This window comes from Syntrophothermus lipocalidus DSM 12680, from assembly GCF_000092405.1.
GTDB classification, from domain to species: Bacteria; Bacillota; Syntrophomonadia; order Syntrophomonadales; family Syntrophothermaceae; genus Syntrophothermus; species Syntrophothermus lipocalidus.
This window is the reverse complement of sequence record NC_014220.1, coordinates 144,964-160,938: the sequence shown is the minus strand read 5'-3', so window position 1 is coordinate 160,938 and position 15,975 is coordinate 144,964. Positions and strand designations below refer to the sequence as shown.

Below are 15,975 nucleotides of genomic sequence, written 5' to 3'. Positions count from 1 at the left end.
ACCTCCTGTTTCTCGCTCCGCTTCGCAGCCCTCAGTTTCGCCGTGTGTTGCAACGGCTCGTCATACGTCGCTTCGCCCGGCTAACACTCCTCCACAGCCGCATTTTCATTCTCTAGTGGTGACTCGGATGAGAGTCATAAAGGTCTGTGTGCATCTGTGGCTATAGATACAGGGGAGGGGTAAAGGTATGAAGGTTCGTAGCAAGAGTTGGTGGCTAGGGTTAGCAGGTTTAATACTACTGGCGACGGCGGTTTTTTGGCTAGGTACCGCCAAGTGCCAAGGTCCGGCCGAGCAAGAAGTAGAAAAACCCCCGGTAAAAATCGGCATCGACCGTGACGCCTACGATGTTATAGTAATCGGGGGCGAGCCCGAAGGGGTGGCAGCGGCGGTGGCGTCGGCCCGAAACGGGGCCAAGACCCTGCTCATCGAACACCGGGACGGGCTGGGGGGCCTCATGACCTACGGGATGCTGACCCATTTGGATACGGCCCGGGACCACCTCGGCCTTCCTGCCAACCAGGGTATATTCGCCGAGTGGCATGAGATGGTGGGAGGCAAGCCTTGTTTCGATGTCCCTGCAGCCAAGAAGGCTTTCCTTGCACTGGTGCAAAAGGAAAAGAACCTGACCCTGCTCCTGCGCGCACGGGTAACGAACGTTGAAGTGAATGAGGCCGGGAATAAAATCGAAGCCGTGACGGTGGAAGGCCCGTTCGGGCAAAAAAGGTACACCGCCCAACGCTTCGTCGACTGCACCCAGGATGCGGATGTGGCGGCCATGGCCGGGGTGCCTTACTTTGTGGGAAAAGAAGACATCGGGCTCCAAAACGAAAACATGTGCGTGACCCTCATGATGTTTTTTAAAAACGTCAACTGGTGGGATGTGTGCAAAACCGCCGTGTCCCAAAAGTTCGGTCCTGCCAGCTTTTACAGCAATGCGGCGTGGGGCTTTTGGAAGGTGAGCCAGGCCTACCAGCCCCATTCGCCTCGAGCCCGGATGCGCGGCCTGAACCTGGCCCGGCAAGGCGACGGCACGGTTTCGATTAATGCTCTGCAGATCTTCGGGGTAAACCCGCTCGATGAGACCTCCAAGGCCGAAGCCATCGCCATCGGACAAGAAGAGACCAAGCACGTGCTCGAGTTTTTGCGAAGGGAGTTTCCAGGATTCGAGAATGCCGAAATCGCCTACTTCCCGCCAGAGCTGTACGTGCGTGAGTCCCGGCATATAAGGTGCGAGTACCAGCTGCCCATAAGCGATGTCTGGGAGAACCGGGATCACTGGGACTCCATTGGCTTCGGCGGTTACCCGGTCGACCTGCAGGCTACCAGTCCTTACGGGTACAACTATGTCCTAGTAACCCCCAAACAGTACGCCATACCCTTCCGGTCCTTGGTTCCGTTAAAAGTCGATAACCTCCTGGTGGCCAGCCGCTGCTCGGGTTATTCCTCCCTGGCAGCTGGCAGTGCAAGGACTCTCCCTACTGGAATGACCACTGGCCAGGCCGCCGGAACCGCCGCAGCTATTTCTGTGAAAAGAGGGCAGGACTTCCGGGCCATGTGCCGCGACCAGGAAGCGGTGAAGCTCGTGCAGGACACCCTGCGCCAGCAGGGGGCCAGGTTGTATCCTTTTCAGCTTTCCTATCCGTACCAGAACGAGTGGTTCTACCCCTATCTCAAGATCCTGTACTCTAAGGGGCTGGTTTTTGCCGGGTATGATAATAACATTTACCCGGAGAAGCGGGTGAACGCGGATTCGTTTCTTTATTTGCTAAATGCAGGGGTAAAACGCACGAACCCCGCGGCCTACCAGCGGTTTACGTGGCCTTCAGCCCTACCCCCGGTGCCGATTACCCGGGACCAAGCCGCTTACCTGGTCCTGCACCTTCGGCCGGGCTCGACGGTGGAAAAACCTCAGGCCTGGGAGGAGGCGTATAAAGCCGGGCTGGTTCCGGAGGAGCTGTACAAGCGGGTACCGAAAAATCGGGCTCTAAGCCGGGCGGAGGTTTACGCGCTGGTCGGTAATTTCTTGGAAAGATTAGGAGCCACAGATACACACTGATTTTCACTGATTTACACAGATAGTGGTAAACGCAGATTAACGCAGAGCCACAGACCCGGCACTCAACTCAAAATTAATGCAAGAGATATGACACTGAACCCTCGCAGGCCAACACAACGACTTTCGGTCCGTTGAGTGCCGGGCAGATTTTCACTGATGTGCATAGATATTGAATGTTGCCAGAGACGCACGGCAAACAGCCGAGCACAAGGGGACGGTTCCTCTGTGTCTGGTCTGCCGACCAGACACAGAGGAACCGTCCCCTTGTGCTCCCCCCCCCTTGTGCTCCCCCTTGTGCTCCTTGTGCTTTTTTTCACTGAGTAGGGCGGAGGGTCGGAAAGAGGATGACGTCGCGAATAGATGGGGAGTCGGTCAAAAGCATAACCAGCCGGTCGATGCCGATGCCGAGCCCGCCGGCCGGAGGCATCCCGTACTCGAGCGCGTTTATGTAGTCCTCGTCCATCATGTGGGCTTCGGTATCTCCTTTTTCCCTCTTGGCCACTTGTTTTTCAAACCGGGAGCGCTGGTCGATGGGGTCGTTCAGCTCCGAGAAGGCATTTGCGATCTCCCGGTTCATTATAAAGACCTCGAACCGGTCGGTGAACTCGGGATTCTCGCGGTTACGCTTGGCCAAGGGCGATACGTCCACCGGGTGCCCGTAAACGAAGACCGGCTGCACCAGGTGGGGCTCGACAAACTCTTCGAACACCAGGTTAATTACCTCGCCGCGGGTGGCCTCGGCTTCTACCTCCAGCCCCAGGCTCCGCGCCGCTTCCTGGGCCTCTTCATCGCTCTTGAGATCGGTAAAGTCAACCCCGGCATACTTCTTAACCGCCTCCAGCATGGGCAGGCGCTGCCAGGGAGGGGTGAAATCCAGCCGGCTCCCCTGGTACTCGACTACCATGGTCCCGAAGACGCTCTTTACCACCGAGGAGATTAAATCTTCGGTAAGCCGCATCATGTCTTGGAAATCGGCATAGGCTTGGTACAGTTCGAGCATGGTGAACTCGGGGTTGTGCTTGGTGGAAATGCCTTCGTTGCGGAAGTTGCGGTTGATCTCGTACACCTTCTCGAACCCGCCGACCAAAAGCCGCTTCAGATACAGTTCGGGAGCGATGCGCAGGTACAGGTCTATCCCCAGGGCGTTGTGGTGGGTGATAAACGGGCGGGCAGCCGCTCCTCCCGGGATAGGCTGCATCATCGGAGTCTCAACCTCGAGAAACCCGCGCTCGTCCAGGTAGCGCCGCATCTCTCTGATGATCTGGCTGCGCTTGACAAAGACCTCCCGGACCGGGGGGTTCACGATGAGATCGACGTAACGCTGCCGGTAGCGCAGTTCCACGTCCTTGAGCCCGTGCCATTTTTCGGGCAGGGGATTCAGAGCCTTGGCCAAATAAACCAGGTCCTGTACGTGCACCGTTATCTCCTGGGTCTTGGTCAAAAACACTGTCCCTTCAACCCCGATGATATCTCCGATATCCATAGACTTGAACAATTCGTACTTTTCGGCTCCGAGGTCGTTTAGACGGAAGTACAGCTGGATCTGACCGGACTGGTCCTGCAGGTTCGCAAAACCGGCCTTGCCGTGAGTGCGACGCGCCATGATACGGCCCGCGATGCGCACTGCCTGTCCTTCGTTGCCGGGATAATTGTTCTTGATGTCGGCTGCAGTTGCATTTCGCTCGAACCTTCCTCCGTAAGGCTCGATTCCTTTATCCCGTAGCTCTTGGAGTTTGTCCAATCGTACCTGCTTCAACTGGTGGGTATCTTCTGACAAGCTCTTCACCTCGGTTATGCGGTTACTTTTCGATACTGACAATCCGGTAGGTCTTGGTGCCGGCCGGGACTGCGACCTCTACTTCAGAATTGATGGGCTTGCCTATTATCGCCCTGCCTACCGGAGACTCGTCTGAGATCTTGGACTGCTTGGGATCCGATTCGGCTGAGGCCACTACGGTGAAAGTTATTTCCTTGCCCGTAGCTATATCGAGAAGGCGCACGCGGGATCCCAGCGAAACCACGTCGGTGTGAATGTCGTCGTCCTCGATGAGACGAGCGTTGCGCAGGGTCTTCTCGAGACAGAGGATGCGCCCCTCCACAAAAGCCTGCTCGTTCTTCGCGTCCTCGTACTCGGAGTTCTCCGTGATATCGCCGAACTCTATGGCCTGTTTGATCCTGGATGCCACTTCCTTACGCCGGACCGATTTCAGGTGCTCCAATTCATCCTCCAGTTTCTTTAACCCTTCTTTGGTAAGAATGATCTCTTTTTCCGACATGATATCGCTCCCTATACGCTCAATAAAAATGGGTCTTCTTGCGATTTTGACAATAAAAAAACGAAGCTCCCTGTGCTTCCAAAGCCACGGTAGGGTCTTAAATTGTCGTTCCCGTTCCTTGAGTGGTATTATATAGAGCTCGAAAATCCTTGTCAAGGAAGAATCCCCACAAATTTAGCTCTTGTCCCTCCTGCCTAATCCGGCTGATGTACCCGGCGGTTTCGTGAATACGCGCAAAACACTCCTGTCCAGCCGAACGCGAACAGGTATCAGGGCTCGTGGACGCAGGCCGCACAGGTAGCAACGGCTCGTGGGGCAATACATCGGTTTGATCCGGGTTCAAGGTCCGCCCCCAGAACCAGGCCTCCAACAACGGGGCCAAGGTCTTAAGAGAAGGATCGACTCCCTGCGCCCCCAACCAGGATTCTAGCCGAGGAGCATGTGAACGGCTGTCATCGGTCAGGTCTATTATGAAAACGTTTCTTGCCTTGCCGGCGCCTGCTGCGAACGGGAGATAAACGGGGTCAAACAAGAGCACCATATCCTCTGGTCCCCAGTTCGAGGGGTTGAAGTAGCTGACGCTCAAGGCCATGCCTTGCTCGTACAGGATGCGGTAGGCAATGGTTTCAAAGCGAGAGGGGGAAAAGCTCTGGATCGCTACCGGTGCCCCGATTCTTCCGATAAGGCTGATAAGACCAAAAAGCCCCGGGAAATCCCCCACCAACCACAGTTTTTCCCTACCGTACCGATTCAATCCTTCCTCTACCACTATCAGGGCCAAAGCCAGAACAAAAAGGTCTCCCCGCGATACGGGGATTGGAAACAGTTCTGGGTTTTGGCTGGGCAACGGACGTAGCCCTCGGTTTACCGCTAAAACCGCCCCCCCAATTTTCTTAGCCGTCTTTTGGGTTGCGGTCCAGAGTTTGAGGCGGGTTTCAGGCTTAAGGACTTTCCAGTCACCGGGCCCAATGGGAAGCAGTAGTTGATGGGTGTGGAGTCCGAGCTCGGGCAGGCTAACGCCTTGCTTAGCCCGAGGGCGGAGCACCAGCGGAGCGAGCCGGTCACGGAGCAACTCCCGGGCCAACAAGCCCCGCCTGTTTTCAGGTAGGATATCGAGAAAAGCAAACCCCAAGCACTCACACGCCCTTAGCTGATGGATTACAGACGCTGATTAACAGTGATGTTTACGTTAGACGGGTAACCGTCGGCTTGATGTCGAGCTCATCGAGCAGCCTCAGGTAGTCCTCAGGTCGAATGGTGTCAAGCGGTTTTCCGAGGATGGCAACCAGAAGCGCTTCCAGGACGTTAGTACCGAAGGACCGTCCCTGCATCTCCGGGGTAGTGGTTACCAGAATACTGACGCCCCGCTCGCGTAGAAGTTCCACGTCTTCCTGGGTTGTGGTGTTGGTTATGATAATCTTACCTTCCAGCCGAGGCGGGAGGTAGCGCTTGATGTAGTTAAAGTCCCCGGCAATGATATCTGCTTCATAATAATATTTAGAGTGTTTGGGGATTATGACTTCCTGCTCTTTTCCGGTCGGGTACAGCATTTTGAAGGGCAGGTTCACGATGATAGGGGCAAACATTTTCCCCACCCGGCGCAGGGCGTCGAGCGAGCGCAGAGGTATAGGTATGCCAACGGTGTAAATGAGGTCACCGAAGACCACGTCGCACCCAGCCTCCACCAGGGCTTCGGCCATGCCGAAACGGTCGACCCCGCATACCATCAGAACCTTCTTGCCTTTGAGCTGCAACCAGTCGCTAGCGGCCAACTGCTGGATGCAACGGCGCTCGAGGGTGTTTTTCAGCCCGCTGCCGTCTACCATGGGCGTGATGCGCGCGGCGGCGATGAGTTTCTTGGCATCGCGGATGACGTAACGCTTGCCGGCGACGTATATGTAGAGGTCAATGCCGCCCATGCCGAACGCCGCTACTTTACCATCCAGTTCCTTGATGAGGGCGATGGCCCGGTCCATATCTCCGTCGGTGCCGATGCGTTCGATGCTGAACTTTTCCCCGAGAAATTCGGTCTCCACCTTGTGGTTCCGCTTGGATGAACCAAGACTCACACTCACTATTCGTCTCACGCTTTAACCTCCCTCATTTAAGCCCGGGACCATGGGGACGGTTCCTGTGGTTTATTTTCAAATAAACCACAGGAACCGTCCCCATGGTTTACCTTCAGCGGCGGGCGGATTTAACAGCTTGGAGAACTTTCTTGACCTCGGCCGGGTCTACCCATTTGTCTTCAGTTAGTGGCGATTCTCCGATTTCAATGCCGATGACCTCGTTGTCAAGGATGCCCTTGATGAGCTTGAGCCGAACGTCTGAACCTATACCGACTACCACATCGTATTTACGGAACTCGCTGATGAGATTCATCAGCTCGTTTAGAAGTTCGGCCCCGGTCTTCGTCTGCACGTAGTTTATCCGTTCTTCCTCGGTCATTAACAGGAAGCGGTCGACTCCTTCCTTACGCAGTATTTCCTCAATCTCGGCTTTGTTTAAGATCGGAAACCCGACAACAGCTATGGACGCGCCTTTTCTAATCTCTCCTATGCCTTCTAACCGTGAAATGAACGTCCGGTCAACCCCTAGGCGGTCCGCTACCTCTTGTTGGGAAAAACCACGGGCCCGCATTTCCAGTATCCTGGAGACGACACTGTCAATCTTCTGCCGGCTGATGATCTTGTCTTGAACCCGATAAAAGTTAACCACTCCTTATCCCGCCCCTGCTCAGTGAAGTATTCCTCTCTCGGCCCGCCTCAATGTGTACAATTTTGTTCACATAGCTTGGGATAATTTTAGCACCGTTACCGGTGCTAAAGCAACTAAAGCCACTGATGGACACAGACCCGGCACTCAGCTCATACTGGAGCAATATGTATTCACGGTAATGTCAATTGCGTTATCATCAAGAACTCGTCTTCTTGCCTAGCTGAGTGCCGGGCAGATTAACGCAGATTTACACTGATTATAAAAATCATATATAATACGGCTTTATGGATACACGCGAATTCTCATGCTTCCTGCGGCGTCACCGAGGACTGATGAGAATTCAATTCGATCACGTATAATTCTCTGGGCACGTTATCCGTGACTTAGTCCCTTTATATGCCCTAATTCTTTAATCACAGACCATAATTCGGTTCATAGTCAGTGTTCATCAGGGTACATCTGTGTTAATCTGTGGCTTAACCCTTCGAGTATGGCTTCTATCTCGGAGAGGGTTCGGGCCTGGTTCATGCGAGCACGAACGGCAGTGGCGTGGGGTAATCCCTTTATGTACCAGCCCAGGTGCTTGCGCATCTCTAAGACTGCTTTAGTCTCCCCTTTGAACCGGCAGGCCAGGACCAAATGCTGCCTGGCCACGTTGATCCTTTCTTCTGCCGTCGGCTCCGGCGGTATTTCGCCTGTTTCCAGGTATTGAAGGGTACGCCGAAAAATGAAAGGGTTCCCCAGGCATCCCCGCCCGATCATTACCGCGTCGCACCCGGTCTCTTCCAGCATCTGCCGGGCCTTCTGGGGCGAAGTCACGTCTCCGTTTCCTATGACCGGTATCTTCACCACCTGTTTTACCGCCCGGATAAGGCTCCAGTCGGCCTTTCCGGAAAAGAGCTGTTCCCTGGTGCGGGGGTGAACCGTGACCGCGTGGGCTCCCGCTTCTTCCGCCAGGACTGCGATCTGACAGCAGTTGATACTGTTCTCGTCCCAACCCGACCGCATCTTGACGGTAACCGGCACCGATACGGCCTTCACTACGGCTTCCACTATACGGACGGCCCGGTTCGGATCCCGCATCAAGGCCGCTCCTTCCCCGTTTTTCACTATCCTGGGAGTAGGACAGCCCATGTTGATGTCTATGATGTGGGCTCCACGGTCAGCCGCTATGCGGGCAGCTTGGGCTATGATGCGGGGATCGGATCCAAAGAGCTGTACAGCAACGGGGGGTTCTTCGCCGCTCAAATCGAGCATAAACATGGTTTTTTCCTGTCCGTATACCAAGGCTTGGGCACTGATCATCTCGGTGGCGACCAGTCCCGCCCCGTGATTCTTCAGGATGATGCGGAAGGCTTTATCTGTAAACCCGGCCATGGGTGCGGCCAGGAGGCGGTTTTCAATGCTGACGCTACCGATTTCAAACAAGGTTGTCGCCTGCTTTAACGGTTTTTCTCGTATATGAGGAGGAGTCCCTCCAAGGTCAGAACCGGGTCCACTATGTCAATGCAATCCGCCTCCCGGCTTATAACCTCGGCCAATCCCCCGGTGGCCACTACCAGAGCATCCTGGCCTATCTCCTCTTTCATCCGCTTGACGATCCCTTCCACCTGACCGACAAAACCAAAAATGATGCCCGACTGCATGCTCATGACCGTGTTCTTGCCGATGACGCTCTTGGGCCGTACCAGCTCAACCCTCGGCAGCTTGGCGGTACGGGTGAACAAGGCCTCGGTCGATATGCCGACCCCAGGGGCAATGGCCCCTCCCAGATACTCCCCCTGGGCGGTTACCACGCAGAAGGTGGTGGCAGTTCCGAAGTCGACGATTATCAGAGGCCGGCTTCCCCCGTACTTCTCGTAGGCAGCCACGGCGTTAACTACTCGGTCAGCTCCCACCTCGCGGGGGTTGTCGTAGCGGATGGAAAGGCCGGTTTTTATCCCGGGCTCGACGACCAGCGGAGAAATGCCGAAGTACTTGCCGATCATCCACTCCAGCTCCTGCATCAACGGCGGGACAACCGAGGAAACCACTACTCCTTGGACATTGCCCATTTCCAGCCCGGCAAAATCAAAAAGCTCTTTGACCAGCATGCCATACTCGTCCGCCGTTTTCTGCCGGTCGGTCCGAATCCGCCACTGGGTAAGGAGTTTCCTGTCCTGGAAGACGCCGATGACTATGTTGGAATTGCCGACATCAAACCCGAGTATCATGAGGTAGTCCCCCTTCGATAATATCAAGACGCTGATTATGGTTATTGTTGTTAGTCTATAATTCCACGCCTGCAGCCGGAATGCCTTGAACAGTTTCGGCAAACACAACGGCGCGGATTATGGCCTGCATGAGCACCTCCTGGGCCAAAATCCCGACCAGGTTCACGTCTGCCTCCACTTGCCCCGTAGCAAGGGCAAAAACCGTGTCCCCGTCGTACATGGTGTGGCAGGGTACGATAACCCGGGCCATACCGTCGTGGGCCATCTGGGCCACCTTGGTAGCCTGGCTCTTGTCCAAGCGGGCGTTGGTAGCGACTACGGCAATGGTGGTGTTCGCGGCAAAAGCCTGGTTGAGGGCTTGCCCTTCTCCCTTCCAAATGTCCAGCGTACAGAGAAAGCCCTCACCCTCCGGATCTCTCACTCCGGCTATCACCTGGCCGGTTTTAGGATCCACGATATCTCCGTAAGCGTTGACCACCGCCAGTGCCCCGACGATAAGGCCGTCTTCCAAACGCACAGCGCTGCTCCCCTGGCCGCTCTTGGTACAGTATTCGTGGCCCAAGGCTTTCCCTACGGTAGCTCCGGTGCCGGCGCCGACGTTCCCCTCTCTCACTATTTCCCCCGCGTTCAGGCAAGCCCGGTAGCCCATGGCTTTGTCCGGCCGCCGCCGGTAATCCCCCACGTTCAGGTCGAAAATGACGGCTCCGGGGACTATAGGAACCACCGTCTTGCCGGTAGGATACCCAATATTACGCTCTTCTAGGTATTCCATAATTCCGGATGCCGCTTCGAGACCAAAAGCACTGCCCCCGGCCAATAGAACCGCATGTACTTTCTCGACCAGGTTCAAGGGTGATAAAAGGTCGGTCTCCCTAGTACCCGGAGCCGATCCCCGCACGTCCACCCCGCACACAGCTCCTTGCTCAGCCAGCACCACCGTACAACCCGTTAAGGCTTCCAGGTCCTCGGCAGTTCCCACTTTGAGCCCTTCGATATCGGTTATCTTGGCCTCCACGTTTTCACCTCGCTCTGAGCCACAGACCCGGCACTCAACTTAAAACTCGAGTACGAACCATGACACTGAGTCCATGCAGGCCAACACAACGACTTTCGGTCCGTTGAGTGCCGGGTCTGTGTCACTCAGTGTCCATCTGTGGTTCCAGAATTGTAACCCTCTTGCTCACCTCGTCGATTATGACCGAAGCGATGCCCGCCTTGATAAGGTCAAGCCCTATGAATGGCCAAAATCCTATCTTCAACACCCGATAAACATCGACCGCTTGTCCCAGGTAGAACTTTAGTATCAGGTATAAATAGGGCAGGCCCACCGCGTAGATCGCCAGTATGCCTGCAACCGAAGCCAACAAGTATGCCGCACGCCTGCGCCCGAGCTTCTCGATGATCCACGCCACCAAGTAAGCCGCTACCCCGAACCCCAGAATGAATCCGAAGCTGGGTTTAAGAACATATACCGGCCCGCCGTAAGGAGGTGAAGCGAAAACCGGCAAGCCGACCAGCCCGAGCAGGGTATACACCATCATACTGGCCGCCGCCACCCGTTTCGGCAAAAGCCCTCCTGCCAGGAGAACAACCACCGGTAGCAGGCTGAAAGGCACCAATACCGGCTGTACTAAGCGGAACACAACTGCTACCGCCGCTGCGAAAGCAGCAAACATTCCTGCCATCACTATTTCTTTAGTGCTAAACCGCATACCCGACACCTCCGACGCAATTGTTAACCCAATTTAATCATGTAGGTTAACAATTGTCAATCGGGGTTATACCAGGTCAAGGCTGATATCCAGTGAAGGGGCCGAATGAGTTAGAGCCCCGACCGATATAAAGTTGACTCCGGTCAGGGCTACGGCCCTTATGTTATTTTCATTAATCCCACCTGAGGCCTCGAGCAAAACTCTATTACTAGCTCGTTCCACTGCCTGCCTCATTGTTTCGATATCCATGTTGTCCAGCATGACGATATCGGCTCCGGCCTCGAGGGCTTCTTCCAACATCTCCAGGTTCTGCACCTCCACTTCGACACGAACCGTATGGGGTATCTTGTCCCGCACTGCTTTCACCGCCGCCGTAATGCTACCGGCAGCTACTATGTGATTGTCTTTTATGATAACCCCATCGAAAAGTCCGAACCGGTGGTTTTTCCCCCCACCCACTCTAACCGCGTACTTCTCGAGAACCCGCAACCCTGGAGTGGTCTTGCGGGTATCGACCAGATCAGCTTTCGTCCCCTGTATCAGTTCACACAGACTCCGGGTGTAAGTAGCAATCCCAGACATGCGTTGAAGGAAATTGAGAGCTACCCTTTCTCCCTGCAAAATCGCCCTGGTACACCCTTCCAAGCGAGCCACAACCTCTCTCGGCTCTACCCTCTCCCCATCTTCAACGGCCTTTTGGAAATCAATTGCGGGGTCCAGCAAATGAAAAGTGCGCCGGGCCACTTCTAGCCCGGCGATTATGCCCTCTTGTTTGGCAATGATAACCGCCCGGCTCCGGTGCTCCCGAGAGATAATCGAATCCGTGGTCAAGTCCCGGTACCCTATGTCCTCCTCAAGCGCCCTTCTTATGACATCATTAAGGTAAAGACTATCCAGCACTTTAATCACCCCGCTAGCCATAGACGCAGATTAACGCAGACAACCACAGACCCGGCACTCAATTTAAAATTAATGTAAGAACATGACACTGAATCCTCGCAGACCACCACAACGACTTTTGGTCCGTTGAGTGCCGGGTCCGTGCCAATCTGTGTAAATCAGTGGTCGCAAACAATCAGTGTTAATCAGCCCGGCACTCAGCTGGCCGAACTTGCAACATGCCAGTTGGTCCCGAAAACGCTAGTCGCTAATAAAGACTTGAGCTGAGTGCCGGGTCTGTGGCTAATAAGCCAGAAAAGATATGTGCTTCAGCCATATGAGGTCGTCAGGTACGGGATAATCGCTGCGGAAATGGGCGCCCCGGCTTTCTCTCCGCCATAAAGCCGCCTGTGTAATCACCCGAGCCGTGATCAACATATTGACCACCTGGTAATAAAGGAGCTCGTCCTCGCCCATGGTCAGGCGCGCATACAGATCCTCGATTATGCTGCCCGCTTTTTTGAGACTGCTCTCGTCCCTCACTATACCGACATATTCCCACATGGTTTCTTTTATGGCCTGCAAAGCCTGGCCGGGCGTTACGCAATCAGATCCGTTATAAGGCACCAGCACCCAGTCTTGATCAAAAGCCTGCAAAACTTCTTCAAAACTGATCTTGTTCTTCCAAAGTATCTCTTCCGCATTGTTCACTATGCGCTGCCCGAAGACAATGCCTTCTAACAGGGAATTGCTAGCTAGTCGGTTGGCTCCGTGCACCCCGGTGCACGCCGCTTCCCCGCAGCTGTACAGTCCAAAAACCCCCGTTCCCCCGTTCAGGTCGGTGCGGATGCCTCCCATCATGTAGTGGGCAGCCGGGGACACGGGTATGACCTCCCGAGTCGGGTTGAACCCCCGCGCCAAACAGTTCTTGTATATGTTCGGGAACCTTTCGGTAAGGTTGGAAATGGAACGCATGTCCAGGTACACGTGGTCAATTCCGTTCTTTATCATTTCGCTCCAGATGGCTCGAGCTACCACATCCCGGGGAGCAAGTTCTGCCATCGGGTGGTACGCTGGCATGAATCGCTCTCCCCGCTCGTTCAGGAGTATTCCCCCTTCACCCCTTACGGCTTCCGAGATCAGGAAACGGCGGGGTTCGGCTGTAGCTAAAACCGTGGGGTGAAACTGAACGAACTCCATGTCGGTCAGCTCGCATCCGGCCCGAAAACCCGCCCCTAACCCGTCCGCAGTGGCTATGTCCGGATTGGTGGTGTATTTGTATAATTGGCCCGCTCCGCCAGTGCAGATTATCACCGCCCGGGCCAAGAACACTACCTTTTGTCTCTGTTTGGCATCGTAAACCAGTGCTCCTTCACAGCGCTTCCCCGCTGTAAGGATGTCGATGAGGCAGTGGTCTTCCAGGATAGGGATCGACTTCTCCCGGCACTTCTGCACTAAAGCCCGGCGTATGGCTTCCCCCGTAGCATCTGCCGCGTGGAGGATCCGGGCCTTGCTGTGAGCAGCTTCTCTGGTCAAGCGAACGGTGCCGTTGACCGTATCGAATCGAGCCCCAATCGTCATCAGCTCCCGCACGCGATCCGGCCCTTCGGTCACCAGAACATTCACCGCCGCTGGATCACACAGTCCTGCACCTGCTTCCAAGGTATCCTCCAGGTGCAAAAAGGGGGAATCCTCTTCGTGCACGGCCGCTGCGATTCCCCCCTGAGCTAATCCGGTATTTGAGTCTTCTACTTTCTTTTTGGTCAAAACCGTAACTTGCCCTAGGTTACAGGCCTTGAGGGCAGTAAACAGCCCGGCAATACCGCTGCCGATAATCAGAAAATCCGTGGTGTATACCGGCGTGTCCTCACCTATTCCTGCAATATACCTGGTCGTAATCATCAAGAAACAACTCTTTCTCCACTTGATTGAAGCTGGCTTGTCAGCGCAGGTTTATCATCCGTTCCAGTGCCTGATAGGCCCGACCGCGAACATCTTCCGGCACCTCGATCTTGGGCTCCAAAGTTTCCAATGATCGGACAACCTTTTCCACGGTGGTGAGCTTCATGTCCGGGCACAGGAACTCGTCCCGCACCAGATAGAAACTGCGATCCGGATAGCGCTTGCGCAACTGATACAGAAGCCCTTCTTCCGTCCCGATGATAAATTCCCGGTCAGGAAGACGACCGACCGTTTCCAAGATGCCGCCTGTCGATAAGGCATAATCGGAAGCGGCTACTACCTCGGGCTGGCATTCCGGGTGTACCATTACCACCGCCCCCGGATGCTGTCGCTTGGCTTCCATTAACTCATCCAGTGAAACCCGGTGGTGAACAGGGCAATATCCTTCCCACAAAATCATCTCCCGGCCCGTTTGCCGGGCCACGAAGTGCCCCAGGTTCTTATCGGGTACAAACAAAACAGGAACACCAGGAGGCAATGAGTTCACAACCTTCACCGCGTTGGAAGAGGTGCAACAGATGTCGCTTTCCGCCTTAACCTCCGCCGAGGAGTTGACGTAACATACTACCTGCACCCCGGGAAGCTCCTGTTTTTTCCGGCGCAGTTCCTTCGCAGTGACCATATCGGCCATGGGGCAACCGGCTCCCGGTTCTGGCAGCAAGACCGTCCTCTTCGGGTTCAGTATCTTCGCGCTTTCCGCCATGAACCTTACCCCACAGAAAACGATAACGTCGGCTGTAGTCTTAGCGGCCTGCACAGCCAGCTGCAGGGAATCGCCGACGTAATCGGCCATCTCTTGTATCTCCGGTCTCTGATAAAAGTGGGCCAGGATGATCGCGTTTAGTTCCTGCTTTCTTCGGTTGATGTATCTGATCTGCTCTGCCACGCTCCCGTCGAGGCTCTCCATGTTTCAAGACTCCCTGCGTTCAATCTTGGTAATGCCCCTGACAAACCTTCTTGATCCGGTTCTTCTCATCTACAAAAACTAAGGTGGGCTTCCAATCGCGCGCCTTCTCGTCTGAAACCGCGGCGTAGGTAATGATGATTATCACATCTTCCTTTTGCACCAGTCGGGCCGCAGCCCCGTTCAGACATATTATCCCCGAATCGCGCTCACCTTCGATAACGTAAGTTTCGAAGCGAGCACCGTTGTTGTTGTTGACCACCTGAACCTTTTCGTTGGGCAGAATATCTGCCGCCTCCATCAGGGATTTATCGATGGTAATACTTCCTACATAATTGAGGTCCGCCTCGGTCACCACTGCCCGATGAATCTTGGACTTCATTAGTGTCCGGAACACCGGTCACACCTCCAAAAGAAGGTTATCTATCAATCTCGTCTTACCCACCCTTACGGCTAAGGCCACCAAGACCTTACCCTTGATCTCAGCCAAATCGCTGAGATCCTCTCCGTTGTAAATCTCGACGTAGTCGATATCGGTAAAAGGTTTCGAATTGATCAGGTTTATCATAGCCTCCTTAACTTTTCCCACGCTGGTCTCACCGTTTTCGATGAGTTCCCGGGCCAGGCCCAAGGCTTGGGACAAAACCAGGGCTGATTTTCGCTCCTCTTCGTTCAAGTATACGTTCCGCGAACTCATGGCCAGTCCGTCCGATTCACGGACAATGGGCCCCCTGACAATCCTGAGAGGAAAATTCAGCTCCCTGACCATTTTTTCAATAATCATCGCCTGTTGCGCGTCTTTCTGGCCGAAGTATGCTACTTCAGGCAAACAGATGTTAAAAAGCTTGCTGACAACCGTAGTAACGCCCTTAAAATGCCCGGGGCGCGATTTTCCGCAGAGTTTGGCGGTGATCTCGCCTCCCACCTCGACCGTAGTCGAATACCCTTGCGGGTACATCTCTTTCACGCTCGGGGCAAATGTCGCTTCAACCCCTTCTTTTTCCAGCAATGCCGCATCCCGCGTGAGATCCCGGGGATATTCCTCGTAGTCCTCGCCCACCCCAAACTGCAAAGGGTTCACGAAAATGCTGACTATGACCACGTCACACTCGGCCTTCGCCCTCCTAACCAAGGAAAGATGACCGTCGTGAAGGTACCCCATGGTAGGAACCAGGCCGATTTTCTTCCCCAACCGCTTCTGTTGCAGGCTCCATTCTTGCATTTCTTGTACTCTGGTGAATACTTGCATCATCGT

At 54.8% G+C, this 15,975-nt stretch carries 15 protein-coding genes; 1 reads left to right on the top strand and 14 read right to left on the bottom strand.

What is annotated here, in order from left to right:
* Positions 1–187 precede the first annotated feature (187 nt).
* Entirely contained in the window at positions 188–2,056 is a 1,869-nt protein-coding gene (locus SLIP_RS00775) for an FAD-dependent oxidoreductase (RefSeq protein WP_013174355.1), read from the top strand.
* Between the two features lie 313 nt (positions 2,057–2,369).
* Here SLIP_RS00775 and lysS read toward each other — a convergent pair whose 3' ends face one another.
* The 14 genes from lysS to panC form a co-directional block, all read right to left on the bottom strand.
* Complete coding sequence (lysS, locus tag SLIP_RS00770) at positions 2,370–3,833, bottom strand: lysine--tRNA ligase (protein ID WP_013174354.1); 1,464 nt, start codon at positions 3,831–3,833, stop codon at positions 2,370–2,372.
* 22 nt (positions 3,834–3,855) lie between these two features.
* The gene (gene greA, locus SLIP_RS00765; protein ID WP_013174353.1) at positions 3,856–4,332 is read right to left on the bottom strand and encodes a transcription elongation factor GreA; all 477 of its coding nucleotides are present in this window, start codon (positions 4,330–4,332) and stop codon (positions 3,856–3,858) included.
* Positions 4,333–4,429: 97 nt separating this feature from the next.
* Positions 4,430–5,464, bottom strand: a complete 1,035-nt coding sequence (locus SLIP_RS00760; RefSeq protein ID WP_041432501.1) for a hypothetical protein — start codon at positions 5,462–5,464, stop codon at positions 4,430–4,432.
* A 52-nt stretch (positions 5,465–5,516) separates the two neighbouring features.
* Positions 5,517–6,419 carry a hypothetical protein gene (locus SLIP_RS00755; protein ID WP_013174351.1) on the bottom strand — a complete coding sequence of 301 codons (903 nt, stop codon included), beginning with the start codon at positions 6,417–6,419 and terminating at the stop codon, positions 5,517–5,519.
* A 94-nt stretch (positions 6,420–6,513) separates the two neighbouring features.
* Positions 6,514–7,050: a helix-turn-helix domain-containing protein gene (locus SLIP_RS00750; RefSeq protein ID WP_013174350.1), complete on the bottom strand. Its 537-nt coding sequence runs from the start codon at positions 7,048–7,050 to the stop codon at positions 6,514–6,516.
* 438 nt (positions 7,051–7,488) lie between these two features.
* Positions 7,489–8,478, bottom strand: coding sequence for a tRNA dihydrouridine synthase DusB (gene dusB, locus SLIP_RS00745; protein WP_013174349.1), 990 nt, complete (start codon positions 8,476–8,478; stop codon positions 7,489–7,491).
* A 14-nt stretch (positions 8,479–8,492) separates the two neighbouring features.
* Entirely contained in the window at positions 8,493–9,263 is a 771-nt protein-coding gene (locus SLIP_RS00740) for a type III pantothenate kinase (RefSeq protein ID WP_013174348.1), read from the bottom strand.
* Positions 9,264–9,318: 55 nt separating this feature from the next.
* Entirely contained in the window at positions 9,319–10,278 is a 960-nt protein-coding gene (locus SLIP_RS00735) for a P1 family peptidase (RefSeq protein WP_013174347.1), read from the bottom strand.
* 121 nt (positions 10,279–10,399) lie between these two features.
* A complete protein-coding gene (locus tag SLIP_RS00730; RefSeq protein WP_013174346.1) occupies positions 10,400–10,975 on the bottom strand; it encodes a biotin transporter BioY in 576 nt (191 codons plus the stop codon).
* A 66-nt stretch (positions 10,976–11,041) separates the two neighbouring features.
* Positions 11,042–11,896, bottom strand: a complete 855-nt coding sequence (gene nadC, locus SLIP_RS00725; RefSeq protein ID WP_013174345.1) for a carboxylating nicotinate-nucleotide diphosphorylase — start codon at positions 11,894–11,896, stop codon at positions 11,042–11,044.
* Positions 11,897–12,157: 261 nt separating this feature from the next.
* Positions 12,158–13,756, bottom strand: a complete 1,599-nt coding sequence (nadB, locus tag SLIP_RS00720) for an L-aspartate oxidase (RefSeq protein WP_013174344.1) — start codon at positions 13,754–13,756, stop codon at positions 12,158–12,160.
* A 40-nt stretch (positions 13,757–13,796) separates the two neighbouring features.
* Complete coding sequence (nadA, locus tag SLIP_RS00715) at positions 13,797–14,723, bottom strand: quinolinate synthase NadA (RefSeq protein ID WP_013174343.1); 927 nt, start codon at positions 14,721–14,723, stop codon at positions 13,797–13,799.
* Between the two features lie 19 nt (positions 14,724–14,742).
* Positions 14,743–15,117, bottom strand: a complete 375-nt coding sequence (gene panD / locus SLIP_RS00710) for an aspartate 1-decarboxylase (RefSeq protein ID WP_013174342.1) — start codon at positions 15,115–15,117, stop codon at positions 14,743–14,745.
* 3 nt (positions 15,118–15,120) lie between these two features.
* A complete protein-coding gene (gene panC, locus SLIP_RS00705; RefSeq protein WP_013174341.1) occupies positions 15,121–15,969 on the bottom strand; it encodes a pantoate--beta-alanine ligase in 849 nt (282 codons plus the stop codon).
* Positions 15,970–15,975: the final 6 nt, after the last annotated feature.